Annotated in this window: 22 protein-coding genes and 3 tRNA genes; all 25 read left to right on the forward strand. The window is 30.7% G+C overall.

The genetic code is table 11. The features are described from left to right. Positions 1 to 38: 38 nt before the first annotated feature. The 25 genes from ABXT48_RS02865 (at position 39) to ABXT48_RS02985 (ending at position 23,461) form a co-directional block, all read left to right on the forward strand. Positions 39 to 123: transfer RNA gene (locus ABXT48_RS02865), tRNA-Leu, on the forward strand. Positions 124 to 139: 16 nt separating this feature from the next. Continuing rightward, entirely contained in the window at positions 140 to 1,579 is a 1,440-nt protein-coding gene (gene tig / locus ABXT48_RS02870) for a trigger factor (RefSeq protein WP_415303285.1), read from the forward strand. 31 nt (positions 1,580 to 1,610) lie between these two features. After that, positions 1,611 to 2,222, forward strand: coding sequence for an ATP-dependent Clp endopeptidase proteolytic subunit ClpP (clpP, locus tag ABXT48_RS02875; RefSeq protein ID WP_415272313.1), 612 nt, complete (start codon positions 1,611 to 1,613; stop codon positions 2,220 to 2,222). A gap of 90 nt (positions 2,223 to 2,312) precedes the next feature. Beyond that, entirely contained in the window at positions 2,313 to 3,581 is a 1,269-nt protein-coding gene (clpX, locus tag ABXT48_RS02880) for an ATP-dependent Clp protease ATP-binding subunit ClpX (RefSeq protein ID WP_415286976.1), read from the forward strand. 62 nt (positions 3,582 to 3,643) lie between these two features. Continuing rightward, the gene (lon, locus tag ABXT48_RS02885; RefSeq protein WP_415303287.1) at positions 3,644 to 6,025 is read left to right on the forward strand and encodes an endopeptidase La; all 2,382 of its coding nucleotides are present in this window, start codon (positions 3,644 to 3,646) and stop codon (positions 6,023 to 6,025) included. An 83-nt stretch (positions 6,026 to 6,108) separates the two neighbouring features. Continuing rightward, positions 6,109 to 6,184 (forward strand) — tRNA-Val (locus ABXT48_RS02890). 14 nt (positions 6,185 to 6,198) lie between these two features. Next, positions 6,199 to 6,275 (forward strand) — tRNA-Asp (locus ABXT48_RS02895). 86 nt (positions 6,276 to 6,361) lie between these two features. After that, the gene (locus ABXT48_RS02900; RefSeq protein WP_415286978.1) at positions 6,362 to 6,730 is read left to right on the forward strand and encodes an NADH-quinone oxidoreductase subunit A; all 369 of its coding nucleotides are present in this window, start codon (positions 6,362 to 6,364) and stop codon (positions 6,728 to 6,730) included. Between the two features lie 12 nt (positions 6,731 to 6,742). Beyond that, on the forward strand, positions 6,743 to 7,264 hold the full coding sequence (locus tag ABXT48_RS02905; protein WP_415278973.1) for a NuoB/complex I 20 kDa subunit family protein: 522 nt from the start codon (positions 6,743 to 6,745) through the stop codon (positions 7,262 to 7,264). A 5-nt stretch (positions 7,265 to 7,269) separates the two neighbouring features. After that, complete coding sequence (locus tag ABXT48_RS02910) at positions 7,270 to 7,878, forward strand: NADH-quinone oxidoreductase subunit C (RefSeq protein WP_415286979.1); 609 nt, start codon at positions 7,270 to 7,272, stop codon at positions 7,876 to 7,878. Further along, positions 7,862 to 9,037, forward strand: coding sequence for an NADH-quinone oxidoreductase subunit D (locus ABXT48_RS02915; RefSeq protein WP_415278975.1), 1,176 nt, complete (start codon positions 7,862 to 7,864; stop codon positions 9,035 to 9,037). The genes ABXT48_RS02910 and ABXT48_RS02915 overlap by 17 nt, the downstream gene beginning before the upstream one ends. Beyond that, the gene (nuoE, locus tag ABXT48_RS02920) at positions 9,037 to 9,645 is read left to right on the forward strand and encodes an NADH-quinone oxidoreductase subunit NuoE (RefSeq protein ID WP_415286980.1); all 609 of its coding nucleotides are present in this window, start codon (positions 9,037 to 9,039) and stop codon (positions 9,643 to 9,645) included. Before ABXT48_RS02915 ends, nuoE begins: the two co-directional genes overlap by 1 nt. After that, positions 9,638 to 10,969, forward strand: coding sequence for an NADH-quinone oxidoreductase subunit NuoF (nuoF, locus tag ABXT48_RS02925; RefSeq protein WP_415286981.1), 1,332 nt, complete (start codon positions 9,638 to 9,640; stop codon positions 10,967 to 10,969). The genes nuoE and nuoF overlap by 8 nt, the downstream gene beginning before the upstream one ends. Beyond that, entirely contained in the window at positions 10,962 to 13,004 is a 2,043-nt protein-coding gene (gene nuoG / locus ABXT48_RS02930) for an NADH-quinone oxidoreductase subunit NuoG (RefSeq protein WP_415286982.1), read from the forward strand. Before nuoF ends, nuoG begins: the two co-directional genes overlap by 8 nt. 4 nt (positions 13,005 to 13,008) lie before the next feature. After that, positions 13,009 to 14,007 carry an NADH-quinone oxidoreductase subunit NuoH gene (gene nuoH / locus ABXT48_RS02935; RefSeq protein ID WP_415286983.1) on the forward strand — a complete coding sequence of 333 codons (999 nt, stop codon included), beginning with the start codon at positions 13,009 to 13,011 and terminating at the stop codon, positions 14,005 to 14,007. Positions 14,008 to 14,009: 2 nt separating this feature from the next. After that, on the forward strand, positions 14,010 to 14,495 hold the full coding sequence (gene nuoI, locus ABXT48_RS02940) for an NADH-quinone oxidoreductase subunit NuoI (protein WP_415303289.1): 486 nt from the start codon (positions 14,010 to 14,012) through the stop codon (positions 14,493 to 14,495). Between the two features lie 2 nt (positions 14,496 to 14,497). Continuing rightward, positions 14,498 to 15,130: an NADH-quinone oxidoreductase subunit J gene (locus ABXT48_RS02945; RefSeq protein ID WP_415286985.1), complete on the forward strand. Its 633-nt coding sequence runs from the start codon at positions 14,498 to 14,500 to the stop codon at positions 15,128 to 15,130. Then, positions 15,123 to 15,434, forward strand: coding sequence for an NADH-quinone oxidoreductase subunit NuoK (gene nuoK, locus ABXT48_RS02950; RefSeq protein WP_415278984.1), 312 nt, complete (start codon positions 15,123 to 15,125; stop codon positions 15,432 to 15,434). The genes ABXT48_RS02945 and nuoK overlap by 8 nt, the downstream gene beginning before the upstream one ends. A 1-nt stretch (position 15,435) precedes the next feature. Then, a complete protein-coding gene (gene nuoL / locus ABXT48_RS02955) occupies positions 15,436 to 17,343 on the forward strand; it encodes an NADH-quinone oxidoreductase subunit L (protein WP_415303291.1) in 1,908 nt (635 codons plus the stop codon). Further along, positions 17,343 to 18,836 (forward strand): NADH-quinone oxidoreductase subunit M, encoded by a 1,494-nt coding sequence (locus ABXT48_RS02960; protein WP_415286987.1) that lies wholly within the window; start codon positions 17,343 to 17,345, stop codon positions 18,834 to 18,836. The genes nuoL and ABXT48_RS02960 overlap by 1 nt, the downstream gene beginning before the upstream one ends. Continuing rightward, entirely contained in the window at positions 18,836 to 20,251 is a 1,416-nt protein-coding gene (gene nuoN, locus ABXT48_RS02965) for an NADH-quinone oxidoreductase subunit NuoN (RefSeq protein WP_415286988.1), read from the forward strand. The genes ABXT48_RS02960 and nuoN overlap by 1 nt, the downstream gene beginning before the upstream one ends. Further along, positions 20,251 to 20,814 carry a biotin--[acetyl-CoA-carboxylase] ligase gene (locus ABXT48_RS02970; protein WP_415286989.1) on the forward strand — a complete coding sequence of 188 codons (564 nt, stop codon included), beginning with the start codon at positions 20,251 to 20,253 and terminating at the stop codon, positions 20,812 to 20,814. Before nuoN ends, ABXT48_RS02970 begins: the two co-directional genes overlap by 1 nt. Continuing rightward, the gene (locus ABXT48_RS02975; RefSeq protein ID WP_415303293.1) at positions 20,811 to 21,557 is read left to right on the forward strand and encodes a type III pantothenate kinase; all 747 of its coding nucleotides are present in this window, start codon (positions 20,811 to 20,813) and stop codon (positions 21,555 to 21,557) included. The genes ABXT48_RS02970 and ABXT48_RS02975 overlap by 4 nt, the downstream gene beginning before the upstream one ends. Positions 21,558 to 21,559: 2 nt before the next feature. Beyond that, on the forward strand, positions 21,560 to 23,215 hold the full coding sequence (locus tag ABXT48_RS02980) for a ribonuclease J (protein WP_415303295.1): 1,656 nt from the start codon (positions 21,560 to 21,562) through the stop codon (positions 23,213 to 23,215). After that, positions 23,216 to 23,461, forward strand: coding sequence for a DUF1467 family protein (locus tag ABXT48_RS02985; protein ID WP_168606347.1), 246 nt, complete (start codon positions 23,216 to 23,218; stop codon positions 23,459 to 23,461). It abuts the gene before it with no gap. Positions 23,462 to 23,463: the final 2 nt, after the last annotated feature.

Consider the following 23,463-nt stretch of genomic DNA (forward strand, 5'->3'; position numbering starts at 1 on the left):
CAAATAGAATCTATCCTATATAAAGCCACAAGAATTGTGGGCGAATGGCGGAATTGGTAGACGCGCTGGTCTTAGGAACCAGTATTGAAAGATGTGAAGGTTCGAGTCCTTTTTCGCCTACCAACAAGTTGAAAAAATTATGAAAGTTACAGTAGAAAATAAAAAAGGTTTAAATAAAGACATTAAAGTTTTCATAGATAAAAAAACTATGAACTCTTATATGGATGAAAAATATGAAGAAATTAAAAATACTGTTAACTTAAAAGGTTTTAGACCTGGAAAAGTTCCTAAAGAAATTTTAAAAAGACAATTTGGTCAAGCAATTTTTAGTGAAGTGCTTGATAAAGTTCTTAAAGACACTTCAGTTAAAGCTTTAGAAGATAATAAAATTAAACCAGCCGGACAACCTAAGCTTGATCTTAAAACTTATGGTGAGGATAAAGATCTGGAATATGTAATGTCAGTAACAGAACTTCCAAAAGTCGAGCTTAAGTCTGTTGAAAATATTAAATATGATGAATATTCAGTTAAAATTGATGCAAATGAAACTGACAAAAGAATTAAAGAAATAGCCAAAAGTCAAAATAATTTTAAAGAAGTGGCAGCTGATGTTAAAGCAGTAGTTGAAAATTTGGTTATTTTTGATTACAAAGCAACAATTGATGGAAAAGACTTTACTGGTGGTGAAGGAAAAAATACTCAATTAATTTTAGGAAAAGATTTATTTATTAAGGGTTTTGACAAACAGTTAATTGGTGTTAAGAAAAATGATGAAAAATCTGCTGATGTTACACTTCCTGAAAACTATCCACAAAAAGAATATGCAAATAAAAAAGCTAATTTTGTCTGCAAGATTATAGAAGTTAAAAAATCAGAAGAGGTAAAAATTGATGATGACTTCGCAAAAAATTTAGGTGCAAAAGATCTTGCTGATTTAAAAACATTAGTAAGCAAACAGATCAACGACGAGTATAAAAATTCTTTAGATAAATTAGTTAAAACTCAAATCTTGAAGGAAATTGAAAACTTTAAAGTAGATGAAATTCCAGAAAATTTAATTGAAGAAGAAGTTAAGATTTTATCACAAGGTATGACAGAAGAAGATTTTAAAAAAAGTAGAAAGAACTTTGAAGAAATTGCTAAAAAAAGAATAAAAGTTGGATTAATCTTAAATGAATTTGGTGAACAAAATAAAATTAAAGTAACTGAACAGGAAATTCAAGCTGAAGTTCAAAAACAACTTAGAATGATGCCTGGTCAAGAAAAGATGGTAATGGAATTTTACCAAAAAAATCCATCAGCATTAGCTAGTTTAAGAGGAAATGTGTATGAGGAAAAAATTATTGATCTAATAAAAACTAAAGCGAAAGCATCTAAAAAAGAAATTAGCAAAGAAGAAGCAGAAAAAATTTTAAAAGAACATCAAAAACAAGATCATAATCACGAACATGACCATGACCATGACCATAACCACGATAATCCTGAGGAAAAAAAAGCTTCAAAGCCTGCTAAAATTGAAAAAAAACTAGAACCTTCAGCATCTAAAAAACCTTCAGCAAAAAAAGTTAGTAAAAAGTAATCACAAGTTGTATAAGTAAGAGAATCAACTTATGACAACAAACTTATTAGATCAAATGAATACCCTAGTACCAATGGTTGTTGAGCAATCAAATAAAGGTGAGAGAGCTTACGATATTTATTCAAGACTTCTTAAAGAGAGAATTATTTTTTTAGTAGGACCAATAAATGATAACGTCGCATCTTTAGTTACAGCTCAACTATTATTTTTAGAGTCTGAAGATCCAAAAAAAGAAATTAATCTATATATTAACAGTCCCGGAGGACTAGTGACTGCAGGTCTTGGAATTTATGATACCATGCAATACATTAAGCCAGATGTTTCAACTTTATGTATTGGTCAAGCGGCATCAATGGGTTCATTTTTATTAGCTGCAGGTAAGAAAGGTAAAAGATTTTCTTTACCAAATTCTAGAATTATGGTTCACCAACCTTCGGCTGGTTTTCAAGGACAAGCAACTGATATAGAGATTCATGCCAATGAAGTTATGGATTTAAAGAAAAGACTTAATGAAATTTACTCAAAACATACTGGAAAATCAGTTGATGATGTGAAGAAAGCACTAGAACGTGATAACTTTATGAAGCCAGATACTGCTAAAGAGTTTGGTTTGATTGACGCAGTAGTCGAAAATAGATCTTAATACACTACATCTTGACACTCCACTAAACTGATACTTGATTAGTATGAGTCATCTATATTAAAGTATCCTTATTGATTCGTTTATAAATTTATGACAACAAATAATAAAAATATTCTTTACTGTTCTTTTTGCGGCAAGAGCCAGCATGAAGTTAGAAAACTTATTGCAGGTCCAACTGTATTTATATGTGATGAGTGTGTTGAGCTATGTATGGATATCATCAAAGAAGAAAGCAAAGATACATTTGTTAAACATCAAGATGGATTACCACCACCAAAAGAAATTTGTGCTGTATTAGATGATTATGTTATTGGACAACCTCATGCAAAAAAAGTTTTATCAGTTGCAGTCCATAATCATTATAAAAGACTTAATTACGAGAGCAAAACAAGTAAAACAGTTGAACTTTCAAAATCAAATATTCTTTTAGTTGGTCCAACTGGTTGTGGAAAAACTTTATTAGCTCAAACATTAGCAAGAATTCTTGACGTTCCATTTACAATGGCAGATGCAACCACTTTAACTGAAGCAGGTTATGTTGGTGAAGATGTTGAGAATATAATTTTAAAATTATTACAAGCTGCTGATTACAACGTTGAAAAAGCACAACGTGGAATTGTATATATAGATGAAGTTGATAAGATTAGCAGAAAGTCAGAAAACCCTTCTATTACTAGAGATGTATCTGGAGAGGGTGTGCAACAAGCACTTTTAAAAATTATGGAAGGGACAGTAGCAAGTGTTCCACCTCAAGGAGGAAGAAAGCATCCGCAACAAGAATTTTTACAAGTAGATACTACAAACATTTTATTTATTTGTGGGGGAGCATTCGCTGGCTTAGATAAAATAATATCTCAAAGAGATAAAGGTACATCAATTGGATTTGGTGCAAATGTTAAAAAAACAGATGATAAAAAAACAGGTGAATGGATGAAAACTTTAGAACCTGAAGATTTGTTAAAGTATGGCTTAATCCCAGAATTTATTGGCAGACTTCCAATGATAGCGACATTAGAAGATCTTGATGAAAAAACTTTAGTTAAAATATTACAAGAACCAAAAAACTCACTAATTAAACAATACCAAGAATTATTTAAACTAGATGGAGCCAAGTTAAGCTTTAAAGAAAATGCGATTAAAGAGATTGCACAAAAAGCAATTAACAAGAAAACTGGGGCTAGAGGCCTTAGATCAATCTTAGAAAATATTTTATTAAAAACAATGTACGATCTTCCAAGTCAAGACAATGTGGAGGAAGTTATTGTAGACGCTAGTGCGGCCAAAGGACTATCTCAACCAATCATAGTTCATTCAAAAAATAGCAGCAAAACTAAGACTGAAAAAACTTCAGCTGCTTAATCTCACGTTAATAAGTAATAAATAGCTATTGCAATATCATATTTAATCTCCATATTCAGAGGATGGATGTTAAAATTGAACGACCTTTATTACCGCTAAGAGACATTGTTGTTTTTCCAAATATGGTTATTCCCTTGTTTGTGGGCAGAGATAAATCTATTGCTGCCTTAAATGAAGTTATGAAAAAGGACAAAAAAATTGTCCTAGTTACGCAAAAAAATTCAGAAATAGACGATCCCAAAAAAACTGATGTTTTTATGTATGGTTGTGAAGGTAATATTTTACAATTACTAAAATTACCAGATGGTACAGTAAAAGTTTTAGTTGAAGGAAACAAAAGAGTAAAAATCTTAGATTTTAAAGATAATGAGAAATTTATTATTTGTGAATATGCTCATCAACATGACGTAGTTACTAAAGATGAAGACTTAATTCCATTAGCAATGACTGCTGTAAGAAGACTAGAAAAGCTAACTTCAATTAATAAAAAAATATCAAGTGAAACAATTAATAATATTAAAAAATTAACTAACGCATCACACATCGCTGATAATATTGCGTCTCACCTAACGGCTACTATTTCAGAGAAACAACAAATTTTTGAAACTATAGATGTTAAAAAAAGACTTAATTCTATAATTAAAATAATGGAAAATGAAACTAGCATTATAGGAGTTGAAAAAAGAATTAGAGGTAGAGTTAAAACTCAAATGGAAAAAACTCAAAGAGAATATTATTTAAATGAGCAACTTAAAGCTATTCAAAAGGAATTAGGCGAAATTGAAGATGGAAAAGATGAGACATCAAGTTTAAATAAATTAATTATTAAAGCAAAAATGCCAAAAGATGTTGAGAAGAAATGTATGGCTGAGCTTAAAAAATTAAAAAATATGAGTCCAATGTCTGCTGAAGCTACTGTTGTGAGAAATTACCTTGATTGGATGACAGATCTACCTTGGTATAAAAAAGACCAGGTTGATATAGATCTTAAGAAGGCGCTCGCAGTTCTGGATGCTGATCATTTTGGTTTAGAAAAAGTTAAAGAAAGAATTATTGAATTTTTAGCAGTCCAAAAAAGAATGGAAAAAATTAAAGGCCCAATTTTATGCTTAGTTGGTCCTCCAGGTGTTGGTAAAACATCATTAGGAAAATCTATTGCGAAAGCTACTAATAGAGAATTTGTAAGAGTTTCTGTTGGTGGTATGAGAGATGAAGCTGAAATAAGAGGTCATAGAAGAACTTACATTGGTTCTTTACCTGGTAAAATTATTCAAATGATGAAAAAAGCAGGTACAAAAAATCCACTTATTCTTCTTGATGAAATAGACAAAATTGGAAATGATTATAGAGGTGATCCATCTTCTGCTTTATTGGAAGCATTAGATCCAGAACAAAATTCTACATTTAATGATCATTATTTAGAAGTTGATTATGACTTATCTGATGTCATGTTTGTTACTACAGCTAATACTTTAAATATCCTGCCACCATTATTAGACAGAATGGAAGTAATTAGATTGGCTGGTTATACAGAAGATGAAAAAATTAATATTGCAAATAAGTATCTGCTTCCTAAACAAATTAAAGATAATGGAGTTAAAGAAAAAGAAATGACTTTATCTGAGGATATTATTAAAGAAATTATCCAAAGTTATACAAAAGAGTCTGGTGTAAGAAACTTAGAAAGAGAAATTTCAAAAGTAGCTAGAAAAGTTGTTAAGAAGGTAGTTTCTGGCGAAGAAAAAGAAGTTAAAATTAATTTAAAAAATTTACCTGATTATTTAGGAATTCAAAAATTTAAATTTGGTGAACTTGAAAGTGAAGATAAAATTGGTGTTGTCACAGGTTTAGCATGGACTGAATATGGTGGGGAAATTCTTAAAATTGAAACCGTTATAATGCCTGGAAAAGGTAGAATGCAAATTACAGGAAAATTAGGAGAAGTAATGCAAGAATCTATTAAGGCTGCAAAATCTTTCATTAGATCAAAAAGCTTAGATTATGGAATTATTCCTCCCTTGTTTGAAAAAAAAGATTTTCATATTCATGTTCCAGAAGGAGCAACGCCTAAAGATGGACCATCTGCAGGAATTGGAATGGTTACTTCAATAGTATCTGCAATTACAAATAACCCTGTTAGAAGAGACGTTGCAATGACAGGTGAGGTGACATTAACAGGTCAAGTATTGCCAATTGGTGGATTAAAAGAAAAACTATTAGCAGCACATAGAGCTGGAATAAAACAAGTTATAATTCCTAAAGAAAATGAAAAAGATCTTGTTGATATGCCTAAGAAAATTATTGATGATATAAAAATTACTCCAGTTGAACATGCTGATGAAGTGTTAAAAATAGCATTAACTAAAGAGTTAAAAAGTGTTGAGTGGGTTGAGGTTGAAAAAATTTCAAAATCTGACGATAAATCTCAAGCAAGTATTCAATAATTACCAATTTACATCCTTTTCTGTTTAATATCTATTTTGACTTTCATAAATAATTGTTATAACTAAACAATAATTTTGGTTAAGGGTGGTTAGCTCAGCTGGTAGAGCATCTCGTTTACACCGAGGGGGTCAAAGGTTCGAGTCCTTTACTACCCACCAAAACTAGTAAAAGTGGGGGTGTAGCTCAGTTGGTTAGAGCGATCGCCTGTCACGCGATAGGTCGAGGGTTCGAGTCCCTTCACTCCCGCCACTTTTTTAGTCTTTTTAATGTGAATATTACATATATTGTGACGTAAGAGCACTTCAACATGATATAAAAACTGCTATATAGACTTCATGCTTTCAGAATTTTTAAAAGATTATCTGCCTATTATATTATTTTTAATAATAGCCCTTGGCCTAAGTTGTGCTTTTGTAGTAATTAATTTAATTCTTTCACCAAAACATCCTGATCCAGAAAAATTATCAGCATATGAATGTGGATTTGAACCTTTTGAAGATTCAAGGATAGAATTTGATGTTAGATTTTATTTAGTGGCAATCCTTTTTATAATTTTTGACCTTGAGATAGCCTTCCTTTTTCCTTGGGCAATTTCTTTAGGAAATATAGGTCTGCTAGGTTTTTCCTCAATGATGATTTTTTTATTTATACTTACAATTGGTTTTATTTATGAGTGGAGAAAAGGTGCTCTAGATTGGGAATAAAATTTTAAAATTATGAATTTAGAAAATAAAAATAAAGAAATTCCAGAAGAGTTTAAACAACTTTCTGAAGATTTTAGTAAAAATGGTTTTATAACAACTTCTCTTGATAATTTAATAAACTGGTCAAGAGCTGGATCCTTACATTGGATGACTTTTGGTTTAGCATGTTGTGCTGTTGAGATGATGCAAACAGCAATGCCCAGGTATGATTTAGAAAGATTCGGTGCTGCACCAAGAGGTTCACCAAGACAATCTGATGTGATGATAGTGGCTGGAACTTTAACCAATAAGATGGCTCCAGCTTTAAGAAAAGTTTATGATCAAATGCCAGAACCGAGATATGTTATTTCCATGGGGAGCTGCGCAAATGGTGGTGGTTATTATCACTATTCATATTCAGTAGTTCGTGGATGTGATAAAATAGTTCCAGTAGATATATATGTACCTGGTTGTCCACCATCTGCTGAAGCATTGCTTTATGGTATTATGCAGTTACAAAAAAAAATTAGAAACAAAGGATCTTTTGAAAGATAATTTATATGAAAAATTTAATAGATCTTGAAAAAAAAATTAACTCAGAACTTACCACTAAGATTAAAAAAACTGAGATTAGACATGAGCAACTATATATCACTATTGATAATGAAGATTTAATAGATGTTACTTTACATATAAAGAATAACGAAAATACAAAATTTAGACAGTTAATTGATATTACTGTTGTTGATCATCCAGAAAATACCCAGCGTTTTAAAGTTGTATATTTATTTTTAAGTCATGAATTTAATCAGCGAATTATATTAAGTTATTTAATAAGTGAAAATGAAGTTATACCATCTTTAACTCCCATTTATCCTGCAGCAAACTGGATGGAGCGTGAAGTTTTTGATATGTATGGAGTTAAATTTAAAGATCATCCTGATTTAAGAAGAATACTTACGGATTATGATTTTGAAGGATATCCTTTGAGAAAAGATTTCCCTTTAACTGGTCATACCGAGGTTAGGTATAGTGAGGATCAAAAAAAAGTAATCAAAGAACCAGTTAAATTAGAACAAAATTATAGAAATTTTGATTATGAAAGTCCTTGGGAGGGAACGAAATACATAAAAAAACAGACAGATCTTGATAATGACAAAAAAAACTAAAACTCTAAATCTTAATTTTGGACCTCAACACCCAGCCGCCCATGGTGTTTTAAGATTAATTTTAGAATTAGATGGTGAAGTTGTTGAAAAAGCAGATCCACATATTGGATTATTACATCGTGGTACTGAAAAATTAATAGAAAACAAAACATACATGCAAGCTGTACCGTATTTTGACAGACTTGATTATGTTGCTCCTATGAACCAAGAGCATGCTTTTGCATTAGCTATAGAGAAAATTTTAAAGATTAATGTTCCCATTAGAGCACAATTTATAAGAGTTATGTTTTGTGAGATTGGAAGAATTTTAAGTCACATATTAAATGTAACAACTCAAGCATTAGATGTTGGTGCGTTAACACCTTCATTGTGGGGTTTTGAAGAGCGTGAAACTTTAATGACTTTTTATGAAAGAGCCTCAGGCTCAAGATTACATGCTAATTATTTTAGAGCAGGTGGAGTTCATCAAGATTTACCAATGGGGTTAGAAGAAGATATAGGTAAATTTTGTGTGTCGTTTCCTAAAATAATCGATGATCTTGAGACACTATTGACTGACAATAGAATATTTAAACAACGAAATGTTGATATTGGAATCGTTACTAAAGAAGATGCATTAGACTATTCTTTTAGTGGCGTCATGATCAGAGGTTCTGGTGTTCCTTGGGATTTAAGAAAATCACAACCATATGAGTGTTATGAGCAGTTAGAATTTAAAATACCTGTTGGAAAAAATGGAGATTGTTATGATAGATATTTATGTAGAATAGATGAAATGAGAGAGAGCGTTTCCATAATCAAACAATGTCTTGCTAAAATGACAAAAGGACCAGTTAAATCGTCCGATGGAAAGATTAGTCCACCACCCAAAAAGGATATCAAACAATCTATGGAAGCTTTAATTCATCATTTCAAACTATTTACGGAAGGTTATCGTGTTGATAAAGATGAAATTTATACAGCCGTTGAAGCTCCCAAAGGTGAATTTGGTGTTTACCTAATATCTGATGGTTCTAGCAAACCATATAAGTGTAAAATAAGAGCCCCAGGATTTTCTCATTTGGCTGCAATGGATTACCTGATTAAAGGTCATATGCTTGCTGATGTGCCTGCTGTATTAGGCTCACTAGATATAGTTTTTGGAGAGGTAGATAGATAATGAGTTTAAGAAGACCTTCAAAAGAACAGCCTGAGAATTTTGATTTTAATCCAGCCTCATTAGAAGCTGCCAAATCAATTATTGCAAAATATCCAAAGGATAAACAGCAAAGTGCAGTAATGGCTTTACTTTATATAGCGCAGAAACAAAACAGTAACTGGATTCCTTTGGCTGCCATGAAGTACATTGGTAAGCTTTTAGATATGCCTTATATAAAAGTTTACGAAGTGGCAACATTTTATACAATGTATAACCTAGCTCCAGTTGGTAAGCATTTTATACAAGTTTGCACAACTACACCATGCATGATTAGAGGTGCTTATAAACTTGTTGAAGCGTGCAAAGAAAAAATTTCTGAAAATGAAAATGAATTATCAAAAGATCAAAGCTGTTCTTGGATGGAAGTTGAGTGTTTAGGAGCCTGTGTTAATGCACCCATGTTACAGATCAATGATGATTATTATGAAGATTTAGATAAAGAAAAGACTTTAAAAATTTTAGATAAGATCCTAACAGGTGAAACACCTAAGCCAGGATCTTATAGAGGTCGCTTAAACAACGAACCTGAAAATAATAGAAAAACACTTATGGATTTAAAAAATGCTTAAAGACGAAGATAGAATATTTCAGAATTTATATAATGATAAGGGTTCAGATGTTGAGTCTTCAAGAAAAAGAGGTGACTGGACAAATACTAAAGATTTAATTGATAAAGGTAGAGATTGGATAATAACTGAAGTTAAAGCCTCAGAACTTAGAGGAAGAGGAGGTGCTGGATTTCCAACTGGTTTAAAGTGGTCTTTTGCACCAAAAGAACTAGGTTCAAGACCACATTATCTAGTTATAAATGGAGATGAGTCAGAACCAGGTACCTGCAAGGATAGAGATATTTTAAGATTTGAACCTCATAAATTAATAGAAGGATGCTTGATTGCTGCATACGCTGTTCAAGCTCATGTTTGTTATATTTATATAAGAGGCGAGTACTTTATAGATGGAGAAAAACTTCAAGCAGCAATTGATGAAGCTTATGAAAAAAACTTAATAGGAAAAAATGCTTCTGGAACAGGTTGGGATTTAGATATTTATATTCACTACGGAGCAGGAGCTTATATATGTGGAGAAGAAACAGCTTTACTTGAGAGCATAGAAGGTAAAAAGGGTCAACCTAGATTAAAACCACCTTTCCCTGCTTTAATTGGTTTATACGGTTGCCCAACTATAATTAACAATGTCGAAACTATAGCAGTTGTTCCAACAATATTAAGAAGAGGTGGAAAATGGTTTGCATCTTTAGGAAAAGCAAAAAATACAGGTACTAAAATTTTCTGTATTTCTGGAAACGTCAATAACCCATGTAATGTTGAAGAGGAAATGAGTATATCTCTTAAAGAACTAATTGAAGTTCATGCTGGAGGTGTAATTGGAGGATGGGAAAATTTACAAGCTGTAATACCTGGTGGCTCATCAATGCCTTTAATACCACAAAAAACCTGTGAAACTCTAACGATGGATTTTGATTCATTAATGGCAGAAAAAAGTGGACTAGGAACTGCAGGTATTGTTGTTATTAATAAAGATCAAGACATAATTAAATGCATGGCAAGAATTGCTAGATTTTATAAACATGAAAGTTGTGGTCAATGTACACCTTGTAGAGAAGGTACTGGATGGATGTGGAGAATGCTTGAAAGAATGGCTAAAGGTGAAGCATCAAGAGATGAGGTTGATATGTTGGGAGACGTAACAAATCAAATTGCGGGACACACTATTTGTGCTTTTGGTGAGGGTTCTTCATGGCCTGTACAAGGATTATTAAGACATTTTAAAAAAGAGATTGAGGATAGAAATAATCTTAACCCAACTATAAAAAAAGAAAAAAATATTCCCTATTTAGTAGATCAACACTTATTGGATAAAAAAAATGCTTAAATTAAAAGTAAATGAAATTGATATAGAAGTTGAAGAGGGCCTAACTGTACTTCAAGCCTGTGAAAAAGCTGGAGTTGAAATCCCAAGATTTTGTTATCATGAAAAATTATCAATAGCAGGAAATTGCAGAATGTGTTTGGTGGAATTAGAAAAATCTCCCAAACCTGTAGCCTCATGTGCCATGCCAGCATCAGAAGGAATGAATATTAAAACAAATACTGAGTTTGTTGAAAAAGCAAGAAAAGGAGTCATGGAATTTTTGTTGGCTAACCACCCGTTGGATTGTCCTGTTTGTGATCAAGGCGGTGAGTGTGATTTACAAGATCAATCTATGTTTTATGGTGTTGATAAGTCTAGATACAAAGAAAATAAAAGAGAAGTCTCTGAAAAAAATATGGGACCTTTAATCAAAACACAAATGACTAGATGCATACATTGTACTAGATGTGTTAGATTTGCTACAGAGGTTGCTGGTGTAACAGAGATTGGAGCCATAGGTAGAGGTGAAGACATGGAAATTACAACATATCTTGAGCAATCTATGCAATCAGAATTATCAGCTAATGTTGTAGATTTATGTCCTGTTGGTGCCCTAACATCTAAACCCTATGTATTTGAGGCTAGACCCTGGGAATTAAAGAAGACAGAATCTATTGATGTAATGGACGCTATTGGTTCAAATATAAGAGTTGATACTTACGGTTGGGAAGTAAAAAGAATTTTACCAAGAATTAACGAAGATATTAACGAAGAATGGATTTCTGATAAAACAAGATATGCTTGTGATGGTTTGTTAAATCAACGTTTAGATACCCCTTATATAAAATATAATGGTAAATTTGAGAAAGCATCATGGAATGAAGTTTTTAATATAATTAAGTCCAAATTTAAAAATGCTGACAAAGATAAAATATGTGGAATGTCTGGTGATCTGATTAATATGGAATCACTCTATATATTTAAAGAGTTTTTCAATAAAACACTTGGTTCATATAATGTAGAATCAAGAAGTGATCACACATATTTAAATTCTAAAAAAAGAGAAAATTATTTATTCAATTCAACAATTAATGGAATAGAAGAAGCAGATTTTATATTACTCATAGGAAGTAACCCCAGGTATGAAGCAACAATTTTAAATGCACGTATTAGAAAAGCATACTTACAAAATAAAACAAAAATAATTTCTTTAAATGATGTTGGTGATCTAACTTACCCATATGAGTCTTTAGATGGTGATATTGAAAATATTAAAAAAATTACTGAAGATAGCCATGAAGTATCAAGTCTAATTAAAGAGGCTAAAAAACCGTTAATCATCTTTGGTCAGTCATCTCTTAAAACTAAATCTGCGAAATATATTTTTGAATCTGTTAAATCTTTTTTAAAAAAAAATAATAAAATGTCAGATGAATGGAATTCTTTAAATACAATTTCAGAAAATGCATCTACAGTTGGTAGCTTTGATTTAGGATTATATAAAACTGCAGATGGTTCAAATGAAGTGCTAAAAGATTTAGAAAATCACATGTTTGAAATTGTTTACTTATTGGGAGTAGATAATCTTAAATTTGAAAAAAAGAATGAATTTGTAATTTATCAAGGAAGTCATGGAGATAAAGGAGCTGAGATTGCAGATATTATACTTCCAGGGGCTGCATACACAGAGCAAAATGGTTACTTTACAAACTTAGAAGGTAAAATACAAAAAGCTTATAAAGCCTCCTTTCCACCAGAAGAAGCTAAAGAAGACTGGTTGATAATTAATGAATTAGCAGAAGCAATGAATCATAGAAAATTATTTAATGATAAAGATGAGTTGGATAGTAGTTTGCTTAACCAAATTAATTTATTTATTGAAAAAGATAAATCTATTAAATCTTCTACAGTTGAAAATGTAGAATTCAAGCAAGAGATTTTAAAAGTTGAGAATGAAGATTATTATTACTCAAATGCAATAGCAAGAGCCTCAAAAACAATGCTTGAATGCAAAACAGCTAAAGTTAATTTAAAATTAACAGGTACAGAAGGTTAATAAAATGGAATATTTAAGTATAATTTTTTCAGAGACATATAAAATCTTATTTTTATTAGTACCAGTTCTTGTTTCTGTCGCGATGATTGTTTGGCTTGATCGTCGTATTTGGGCATTTGTTCAAAAAAGACAGGGACCAAATGTTGTAGGACCTTTTGGTTTACTTCAATCTTTGGCTGACGCATTAAAATATATGTTTAAAGAAGTTATTATTCCTTCAAGCTCTAATAAAGTAATCTTTATATTAGCTCCAATTGTCACCATGACTTTGGCTTTAATCTCTTGGGCAGTTATTCCATTTAGTGCAACTCAAGTATTGGCTGACATTAATGTGGGTATTCTCTATTTATTTGCAGTTTCATCATTGGGTGTTTATGGAATTATTATGGGTGGGTGGGCCTCAAATTCAAAATATCCTTTTTTAGGTGCAATTAGATCAGCAGCTCAAATGGTATCTTACGAAGTTTCAATCGGTGTTATTATAATTAATGTTTTGCTTTGTGTGGGTTCGTTAAACTTAAATGATATAGTGATGGCACAAGAAAACTTATGGTTCGTAATTCCATTATTTCCAATGTTTGTAATTTTTTTTATCTCTGCTTTGGCAGAAACAAATCGACCACCATTTGACTTACCTGAAGCTGAAGCTGAACTTGTCGCAGGATATCAAACTGAATATTCTGGAATGATGTATGCAATGTTTTGGTTGGGCGAGTATGCAAACATTCTTCTTATGTGTGCAATGGGATCAATTCTATTTTTAGGTGGATGGCTTTCTCCTATAGATTTATTTCCGTTTAATGTAATTCCTGGAGCTATATGGTTAATTTTAAAGATACTACTTCTTTTTATACTCTTTGCTTTAGTAAAGGCAATTGTTCCAAGATATAGATATGATCAGTTAATGAGACTAGGTTGGAAAATTTTTTTACCTTTATCGCTAACATGGGTAGTTCTTACAGCGAGTTTTTTGTTTTACTTTAACCTTTTACCGATAAATTAATTATGAAAATTTCAAGAATAATTAAAACAATTTTTATGTTAGATTTTTTGGGTGGTCTTACGATCGCCTTACGAGAATTTTTTAAACCAAAAAAAACAATTAACTATCCATTTGAAAAGGGTAAAATCAGTCCCCGTTTTAGAGGAGAGCACGCTTTAAGAAGATATCCTGATGGTGAAGAAAGATGTATTGCTTGTAAATTGTGCGAAGCAGTATGCCCTGCTCAGGCAATTACAATTGAATCCTCTGAAAGAGAAGATGGAAGTCGAAAAACTACTCGATATGATATTGATATGATGAAATGTATTTACTGCGGACTTTGTGAAGAATCTTGTCCGGTTGATGCAATTGTCCAAGGTCCTAACTTTGAATTTTCAACAGAAACAAGAGAAGAACTTTATTATAATAAAAAAAAACTTTTGGACAATGGAGATAGATGGGAAAATATTCTAGCTGCAAATATTAAAGCTGATAACTCTCATAGATAATTATGCTAGCACACGCAATTTTTTTTTATATTTTTTCATTAATAGCAATTGTTTCTGCAATTATGGTTACGGTTTCTAAAAATACTGTTCATTCTGTTTTCTTTTTAATTTTAGATTTTATTAGTATTTCTTGCTTGTTTATAATGATAGGTGCGGAATTCCTTGGAATGATAATGTTAATTATCTATGTTGGTGCTGTAGCTGTTTTATTCTTGTTTGTTGTCATGATGCTAAATGTAGCTCAACAGAAAAACCAATGGTTTAGTGCTAGGGAGAGCTCGAAACATATTCCGGTTGGATTAATTATCAGTACTATTATATTTTTTGAATTAATTATTGTTATTGGTGGATGGAAATATAAGCCAGATCTTGTTTCATCTATGTCATTAAATATAGATAGTAGTATTAGCAATACTCATGCCATTGGTTATGTTTTGTATACTGACTACATCCACATCTTTCAATTAAGTGGAATGATTTTATTAGTTGCAATGATAGGAGCTATTGTCCTTACTTTTAGACAAAGATCTGGTGTCAAAAGACAAAGTTATTTTAGTCAAATATCCAGAGAAAGATCTGATGGTGTAGAATTGATAGATGTTCCAAGTAATAAAGGGATTAAATCTGATGATTGATGTAGGCTTGGGTCACTACCTTACTTTGGGAGCGATAATATTTACCATCGGTATAGTTGGTATATTTTTAAACAGAAAAAATATTATTGTAATTTTAATGAGTATTGAGCTTATTTTATTAGCAGTGAATATTAACTTGGTGGCTTTCTCTATATTTTTAAATGATATAACAGGGCAAATTTTTACACTCTTTATATTAACTGTAGCTGCTGCAGAAGCTGCCATAGGTCTCGCTATAATAGTCGTTTATTATCGAAACTCATCAACAATTAGAGTTGAAGATATAAATAGTTTGAAGGGATAATATGGAATTTACATTATTATTTCTTCCACTATTAGCATCTATTATATCTGGCTTTTTTGGCAAATTTATAGGTGATAGAAATTCAGAGATAATAACAAGTATATTTGTTTCGATTTCAGCACTGTTATCTTTAATTTTATTTTATCAAGTCATTGCTAATGGTTATGTAAACAATGTAGTTATTGCCACTTGGATTAATTCAGGAACGCTTGATGTTAATTGGTCTATTAAAGTGGATGCGTTATCTTCAGTAATGCTCGTTGTTGTAACCCTAGTATCTTCACTAGTTCATATTTATTCAATTGGTTATATGTCCCATGACCCACATAAACCAAGATTTATGGCCTATCTTTCTCTCTTTACATTTGCAATGCTAACGTTGGTTACGTCTGATAATTTTCTTCAATTATTTTTTGGATGGGAGGGTGTAGGTCTTTGTTCTTATTTTTTAATTGGCTTTTGGTATAAAAAAGATTCAGCAAATGCAGCAGCTATAAAAGCTTTTGTAGTAAATAGAGTAGGTGATTTTGGATTTGCCTTAGGAATATTTTTAATTTTTTACCTATTTGGTACCGTCAATTACTCTGAGGTATTTGACCAAATTCCACAAATTGTTGATAAAGAATTATTATTTTTAGGAATACACATCAACGCTATCGATCTAATTTGTATCCTTTTATTTATTGGAGCTATGGGTAAATCAGCACAAATTCTTTTACACACATGGCTACCTGACGCTATGGAAGGTCCTACACCTGTATCTGCATTAATACATGCTGCTACAATGGTTACAGCAGGTGTTTTTTTGATTGTTAGATGTTCTCCAATTTTTGAATACTCTCCTTTAACTTTAAATATTATTACAGTAGTTGGAATGACAACCGCTTTTTTTGCTGCAACAGTAGCTTTAGTTCAAACAGATATTAAAAAAATAATTGCTTATTCAACATGTAGTCAATTAGGTTATATGTTTTTTGCTGCTGGCGTTGGTGCTTATAATGTAGCAATGTTTCATTTGTTTACTCATGCATTTTTCAAGGCATTGCTTTTCTTGGGATCAGGATCGGTAATTCATTCATTTAAGGATGAACAAGATATTAATCAAATGGGAGCTGTGTATAAAAAACTACCATATACTTGGATTCTAATGATTATTGGAACACTAGCTCTTACAGGTTTCCCTTTTCTTTCTGGTTTTTATTCAAAAGATGCAATTATAGAATTTGCTTACCTTAGAGGTAATACAGTGGGTTATTATGCTGCTGGTGTTGGTATTTTTACAGCCTTACTTACTTCAATATATTCGTGGAGATTAATTTTTAAAACATTTCATGGAACTTATAATAATAAAAAATTAAAAATTGATGAAATGCACGAGTCTCCTATGGTTATGCTTATACCATTGATTGTATTAGCAATTGGCGCAATTTTTGCAGGGTTTTTATTTAAAGATTTATTTATTGGTCATGAAAATCATTTTTGGGGAGAATCTATTAAATTTCTAAACCCATTAAGTACAGATCACCCACCTTTATGGATTATTTTGATTACCCCCATACTTGTCTTTTTATCTATTCCAATTGCTTATTATTTATTTGTAAAAAATAAAGAGTTACCTAATCAAATTGCTCAATCTAATAGACCTTTATATAATTTTTTAGTCAATAAATGGTACTTTGATGAATTATACGATATCATATTTATCCAATCTTCAAAAAAAATAGGATTATTCTTCTGGAAAATAATTGATATAAAAATTATTGACAAGTTTGGACCGGATGGTCTTTCTTTACTAATCAAAAACTTATCATTAAGAGCCAGTAAATTTCAAAGTGGGTTTATTTATCAATATGCCTTTATGATATTGATTGGTCTTTCTGCATTATTAACATTTCTAATTTTACACTAATGAATTTTCCAATTTTATCGTCTTTAATTCTTTTACCAACTATTGGAGCTTTATTTTTATTATTTTCAAAAGATAAAAATTCAAATACAGGAAAATATGTTGCTTTGTTCACTTCTTTTGTTAATTTTTTAATCTCAATTTATCTATGGTATTTATTCGACCCGTCCACATCAACATTTCAATTTGTTGAAAATAGAGAGTGGTTAAAAGGTTTTGTTAATTATAAAGTAGGTATAGATGGAATTTCAATTTTATTCATAATTCTAACAACACTTATTACTCCGTTGTGCATAATATCTGTTAACAACACAATTAAAGTAAGATTAAGAGATTTTCTTATTGCCATATTGGTAATGGAGAGTTTAATGATTGGAGTTTTTTGTTCACTTGATTTAGTTGTATTTTATTTATTTTTTGAAGCAGGATTAATTCCTATGTTTTTAATTATAGGAATTTGGGGAGGTGAAAGAAGAGTTTATTCTGCCTTTAAATTTTTCTTATATACGTTACTTGGTTCTGTTTTAATGCTAGTTGCAATAATTTCAATTTACTGGATCGCTGGTACAACCGATATAGTACAACTATATAAATTAGGTATAGACACAAAATATCAAAACTTATTGTGGCTTGCTTTTTTTAGTTCTTTTGCAGTTAAAACACCTATGTGGCCAGTTCACACTTGGTTACCTGATGCACATGTTGAGGCTCCAACTGCCGGATCCGTTCTGCTGGCTGCTATTCTTTTAAAAATGGCAGGTTATGGTTTTATTAGATTTTCCTTAGGTTTGTTCCCTGTGGCCTCTGAATTATTTACTCCATTAGTTTATACGCTTAGTTTAATTGCAATTATTTATGCATCTCTAGTTGCCCTAATGCAGGAAGATATCAAAAAATTAATAGCATACTCTTCTGTAGCACATATGGGCTTTGTAACATTAGGAATTTTTACGATCACACAACAAGGTATTGAAGGAAGTATAATCCAAATGATTAGTCATGGACTTGTTTCGGCAGCATTATTTTTATGTGTCGGTGTAGTTTATGATCGTATGCATTCAAGATTAATTAAAACTTACGGTGGCCTGGTTTCTGTAATGCCCAAATATTCAATTCTATTTATGCTGTTTACTCTAGCTGCATTAGGATTACCTGGAACAAGTGGCTTTATAGGAGAGTTTTTAATTTTAATGGGTGCATTTAAAGATAATTTTTTAGTAGCAGTTATTGCTAGTTTTGGGGTCATCTTTGGTGCTGCATATATGTTATGGCTATATAGAAGAGTTGTTTTTGGAAATTTAGTAAACAAAGACCTTTTAAAAATATCTGATTTAGATAATTCAGAAAAATTTATTTTATGGAGTTTAGCTATACCAGTATTATTCTTTGGTTTTTACCCAGAACCTCTTATAAATACAATTGAAGTATCGGTAAATGACTTAATTGAAATGTATAATTTTAACTTAAATATGTCTGGTCCTGAGGTACAAAAGTAATGAATAATTTAAATTTTATTTCTCCTGAAATTTTTATCTCTTTATCAATAATGTTTTTATTAATCTTGGGTGTTTTTAGGAAAAATGCCTCAAGCTTAATTCACAATCTTTCAATAGGGTTTTTACTAATTACTGTAATTTTAATATTAAATAATCCTTTTGACACCTCTGTAACTTTATTTGGAAATAGCTATGTAATTGATAACCTCTCATCTTTAATGAAAATTCTTACAATTTTAGGAGGAGCTTTTGTTTTATCAATTTCAACAAAATATTTAAAAATATCTAAGATTTTCTTAATAGAGTACCCAATTTTAATCCTTTGTTCAATTTTAGGAATGATGGTTATGATTAGTTCTATTGATCTAATGGTTTTCTATATTGGACTTGAATTACAATCATTAGCTTTGTATGTTTTGGCATCTTTTAATAGAGATCAATTAAAATCATCTGAATCAGGGCTTAAATATTTTGTATTAAGTGCACTTTCTTCTGGTTTACTACTTTATGGCTGTTCTTTAATCTATGGGTTTTCTGGATCAACTAATTTTAATATTATTGGAAATTCCATGGATTCTACTCATTATGGCTTAACATTTGGAATAGTTTTTATCCTAGTCGGATTGGCTTTTAAGATATCTGCTGTACCATTTCATATGTGGGCACCAGATGTTTATGAAGGATCTCCGACATCTGTAACATTATTTTTTGCAATAGTTCCCAAAGTTGCTGCCTTAACTGTCTTTATTAGATTCTTATATGTTCCATTTTTTAACATGATTGATCAATGGCAACCTATCATAATTTTTTTATCTATTGCCTCAATGATATTTGGAGCTGTTGCAGCGATTGGGCAGGGTAATTTAAAAAGATTAGTTGCGTATAGCTCTATTGGTCATATTGGTTACGCTTTAGCAGGTCTTTCTGTTGGAACAAATGAGGGTATTCAATCGTCTATAATTTATATCTCTATTTACATGGTAATGAATCTTGGTTTATTCAGTTGTTTATTTATGATGAAAAGAAATGATCAGTATTTTGAAACTATTGATGATTTATCTGGACTGTCAAAAAACCATCCAGTTTTATCTTTGTCTTTACTCGTTATACTTTTTTCATTAGCAGGCATTCCACCGTTGGCGGGTTTTTTTGCTAAATTTTATGTATTTAAGTCTGTAATTGAGCAATCAATGTATTTTCTAGCAATTGTTGGTTTATTATCAACTGTGATTGCTGCATTTTATTATCTAAGAATAATTAAAGTTATCTATTTTGATGAAGAAAAAGAAAAATATGACACTAATCATAGTATTTGGCTGAAAATATCATTAACTTTTTCAACATTGTTAATTCTTTTGTACTTTATTTTTCCTAGCCAACTAGTGGAAATTGTATCTAGAATTAACATAATTTAATGAAGTTAAAAAAGTTTAATTTTAAAATCATAAACAGTACAAACGATAGAGCATTTCAGATAATTAAAAAAACTAATAATAAATCAGGAATTGTAATCGCTGAGAAACAGAAAAGAGGAAGAGGTCAATATGGGAAAAAATGGACCTCATTCAAGGGAAATTTATTTGTTAGTATTTTTTTCCAAGTTAACATGGTTCAATTATCATTGTATAATTTGACAAAAATAAACTGTCTTTTGGTAAAAAAATTATTATCAAATTTTTATAAAGATAAAATTGTGATTAAAAAGCCAAATGATTTATTAATAAATAATATGAAAATTTCAGGGATATTACAGGAAACCTTATCTAAATCAGACAAAACATTTATTATAGTTGGTATAGGTATAAATTTGATTAAGAGTCCTTCTGTTAAAGGTTATTTGACTACAAATCTTTTTGATTTAACAGGTGTAAAAATTACTCCTAACAATGCAGCTTTAAAGCTAAAAAAAATTTATGAAACTTTTATTCCAATGTTTCCTAAATTTAATATTAAAAACTTTGATAGAAATTTAAAATGATTATTGTTGGTGATATAGGAAATACAGAAACTAAAATTTGTTTGGTAAACTCTAAAAATATAATTATTAAAAGAGTTACTCTAATAACAAAAAAGATAAATTATTCTTCGCTTAAAAGATCTTTAGCTAGTTTAAGTTTAAAAGATAAAGTAATTGATAAATGTTTATTTTGTAGTGTTGTTCCAAAATCATTCAATGAAATTAAGAGTTTTTTTAATAAAACTTATGAAATTAAATGTACCGAACTTAAGAAACTTAAGTTAAATAAATTGATTAAGATTAAGGTTAACTATAAACAAATTGGCTCAGATAGATTGGCAAACGCTATTAGTGTTATTAATAACAAGGATAATTTTATAATTTTAGATTTTGGGACCGCTACAACATTTGATGTTTTGATTAAAAATACCTATCATGGTGGTGTTATTGCACCTGGTGTTAAGCTTTCACTTGATACGTTGACGGATAAGGCAACGCAAATTCCAAAGATTAGTTTAAAAAAAACGAACAAAGTTGTTGGTTTAAATACTATTAGTGCAGTTAGAGCAGGTTTTTTTTGGGGTTATGAGGGTTTAATTGACAATATTATTAATTTAATTAAGAAAGAGACCAAGATGTCCTTTAAAATAATTATTACTGGAGGATTTTCTAATTTATTCAAAAATTCAACAAAAACGAAAGTAACATTAAATAAAGACATTACAATTAACGGCCTAATCAGAGCCACCACTTTAATTAAATAAATATGAAAGATGAACTATTATTTTGCCCTTTAGGGGGCTCAGGAGAAATTGGCATGAATATGAACCTGTTTGCCTACGGAAAACCAGGCGAACATAAATGGATCATGGTTGATATAGGGGTTACATTTGCTGACGATACGTTACCAGGAATTGATTTGATTTACCCAGACCCTGGATTTATTATAGATAAAAAAGAGGACCTTTTAGGAATTATTTTAACGCATGCACATGAAGATCACATAGGAGCAATTGCACATCTTTGGCCTCAATTAAAATGTAAAATTTTCGCAACTCCATTTACTGCAGTTTTAATAAAAGAAAAACTTAAAGAAAAGAATATTGATGCAACTAATTATCTAAAAATAGTTCAATTAAATGGAACAGTAGATTTAGATCCTTTTAAAATAGAGTACATCACGTTAACTCACTCAATTCTTGAACCTAATGGTCTTAGAATTGAAACTCCAGCAGGTGTAATACTACATACGGGAGATTGGAAGATTGACCCAGAACCATTGATTGGTGAAAAAATTAATTCTGACAGACTTAAAGAAATTGGTAAAGAAGGTGTCCTTGCTATGGTTTGTGATTCAACAAATGTATTTAGTATGGGAAAAGCTGGTTCAGAGCTAGATGTTAGAAAAAGTTTATTAAATATTATGGGTAGCCTTAAAAAAAGAATTGTTATGGCTTCTTTTGCATCAAATGTTGCACGTATGGAAACAGCTTTTTATTGTGCAGAAAAAACTGGTAGACAAATATCCCTAGTAGGAAGATCTATGCATAGAATTTTTAAAGCTGCAAGACAATGTGGTTATTTAAAAAATGTTATTGAACCTATAGATGCACGTGAAGCAAAAAAAATTGCTAGGGAAAAAATAGTTTACCTTTGTACTGGTAGTCAGGGTGAGCCCATGGCAGCACTAATGAGAATTTCAAGCTATACTCATCCAGATGTATTCATCGAAAAAGATGATGCTGTTATTTTTTCATCTAAAATTATTCCAGGTAATGAAAAAAAATTATACAAATTACAAAATCAATTAGTTAGGGATGGTATTGAAGTTATTTCAGAGGAAAGTGAATTTGTTCATGTTTCTGGCCATCCAAATAGAGATGATCTAAGAGAAATGTATAATTGGGTTAAACCTCAATGTGCAGTCCCTGTTCATGGAGAACACAGACACATGATTGAACATATGAAATTTGCACACGAAATGAAAGTTCCACACCCTGTTCAAGTAGAAAACGGTGATATTGTAAAATTAGCTCCAGGTAAACCCCATGTTTTTGATAAAGCTCCAAGTGGTAGACTTTATTTAGATGGGAATATGAGTGTCGAAGAAGATGCTCAATCAATTAAAGATAGAAAAAATATAGCTGCTAATGGATATATGGAGGTTACTATTTTAATTACAGCAAAGGGTAATATTCATAAAAGACCTGTATTAACCTTTAGAGGGTTGCCTGTTTATGATGCTGATGAATTCATCTATGAATTAGAAGAGGCAATAGAAAAAACAACTAGAACCTTTTCTATAAAAAGTAAAAAACAAGAATATAATTTAATTGATGCATTAAAAATTACATGTAGAAAATGTGCCAAAGAATTGACTGGTAAAAGACCATTTATAAATATCAATCTAGTAAGAATCTAGATGAGCGCAACAGGCCTTGCTATAATCTACATTATAATCTGGTGGATAGTTTTTTTTACAATTCTTCCAATTGATGTAAATAGACTAAAATCTGTCAAAATTGAAGGTGAAGACGCTGGTTCTCCAGAAAATCCTAAAATGTTAAAAAAATTTATTTATTGTACTGGTATTACAACTGTTATTTTCGTGATAATTTATTTATTGATAAAATATGAATATTTAAATTTAAGATATATAATTAGCTAAAA

It is taken from the genome of Candidatus Pelagibacter sp. Uisw_101 (genome assembly GCF_047727615.1).
Lineage (GTDB): Bacteria > Pseudomonadota > Alphaproteobacteria > Pelagibacterales > Pelagibacteraceae > Pelagibacter.

Coding starts and splice junctions, on each gene's coding strand:
- ABXT48_RS02905 (WP_415278973.1), top strand. CDS start 6,743: ATGAATTTAGAAAATAAAAATAAAGAAATTCCAGAAGAGTTTAAACAA.
- tig (WP_415303285.1), top strand. CDS start 140: ATGAAAGTTACAGTAGAAAATAAAAAAGGTTTAAATAAAGACATTAAA.
- ABXT48_RS02985 (WP_168606347.1), top strand. CDS start 23,216: ATGAGCGCAACAGGCCTTGCTATAATCTACATTATAATCTGGTGGATA.
- nuoH (WP_415286983.1), top strand. CDS start 13,009: ATGGAATATTTAAGTATAATTTTTTCAGAGACATATAAAATCTTATTT.
- clpP (WP_415272313.1), top strand. CDS start 1,611: ATGACAACAAACTTATTAGATCAAATGAATACCCTAGTACCAATGGTT.
- ABXT48_RS02980 (WP_415303295.1), top strand. CDS start 21,560: ATGAAAGATGAACTATTATTTTGCCCTTTAGGGGGCTCAGGAGAAATT.
- ABXT48_RS02975 (WP_415303293.1), top strand. CDS start 20,811: ATGATTATTGTTGGTGATATAGGAAATACAGAAACTAAAATTTGTTTG.
- ABXT48_RS02900 (WP_415286978.1), top strand. CDS start 6,362: ATGCTTTCAGAATTTTTAAAAGATTATCTGCCTATTATATTATTTTTA.
- ABXT48_RS02970 (WP_415286989.1), top strand. CDS start 20,251: ATGAAGTTAAAAAAGTTTAATTTTAAAATCATAAACAGTACAAACGAT.
- nuoG (WP_415286982.1), top strand. CDS start 10,962: ATGCTTAAATTAAAAGTAAATGAAATTGATATAGAAGTTGAAGAGGGC.
- nuoL (WP_415303291.1), top strand. CDS start 15,436: ATGGAATTTACATTATTATTTCTTCCACTATTAGCATCTATTATATCT.
- nuoI (WP_415303289.1), top strand. CDS start 14,010: ATGAAAATTTCAAGAATAATTAAAACAATTTTTATGTTAGATTTTTTG.
- ABXT48_RS02960 (WP_415286987.1), top strand. CDS start 17,343: ATGAATTTTCCAATTTTATCGTCTTTAATTCTTTTACCAACTATTGGA.
- nuoF (WP_415286981.1), top strand. CDS start 9,638: ATGCTTAAAGACGAAGATAGAATATTTCAGAATTTATATAATGATAAG.
- clpX (WP_415286976.1), top strand. CDS start 2,313: ATGACAACAAATAATAAAAATATTCTTTACTGTTCTTTTTGCGGCAAG.
- nuoN (WP_415286988.1), top strand. CDS start 18,836: ATGAATAATTTAAATTTTATTTCTCCTGAAATTTTTATCTCTTTATCA.
- lon (WP_415303287.1), top strand. CDS start 3,644: ATGGATGTTAAAATTGAACGACCTTTATTACCGCTAAGAGACATTGTT.
- nuoK (WP_415278984.1), top strand. CDS start 15,123: ATGATTGATGTAGGCTTGGGTCACTACCTTACTTTGGGAGCGATAATA.
- ABXT48_RS02945 (WP_415286985.1), top strand. CDS start 14,498: ATGCTAGCACACGCAATTTTTTTTTATATTTTTTCATTAATAGCAATT.
- ABXT48_RS02910 (WP_415286979.1), top strand. CDS start 7,270: ATGAAAAATTTAATAGATCTTGAAAAAAAAATTAACTCAGAACTTACC.
- ABXT48_RS02915 (WP_415278975.1), top strand. CDS start 7,862: ATGACAAAAAAAACTAAAACTCTAAATCTTAATTTTGGACCTCAACAC.
- nuoE (WP_415286980.1), top strand. CDS start 9,037: ATGAGTTTAAGAAGACCTTCAAAAGAACAGCCTGAGAATTTTGATTTT.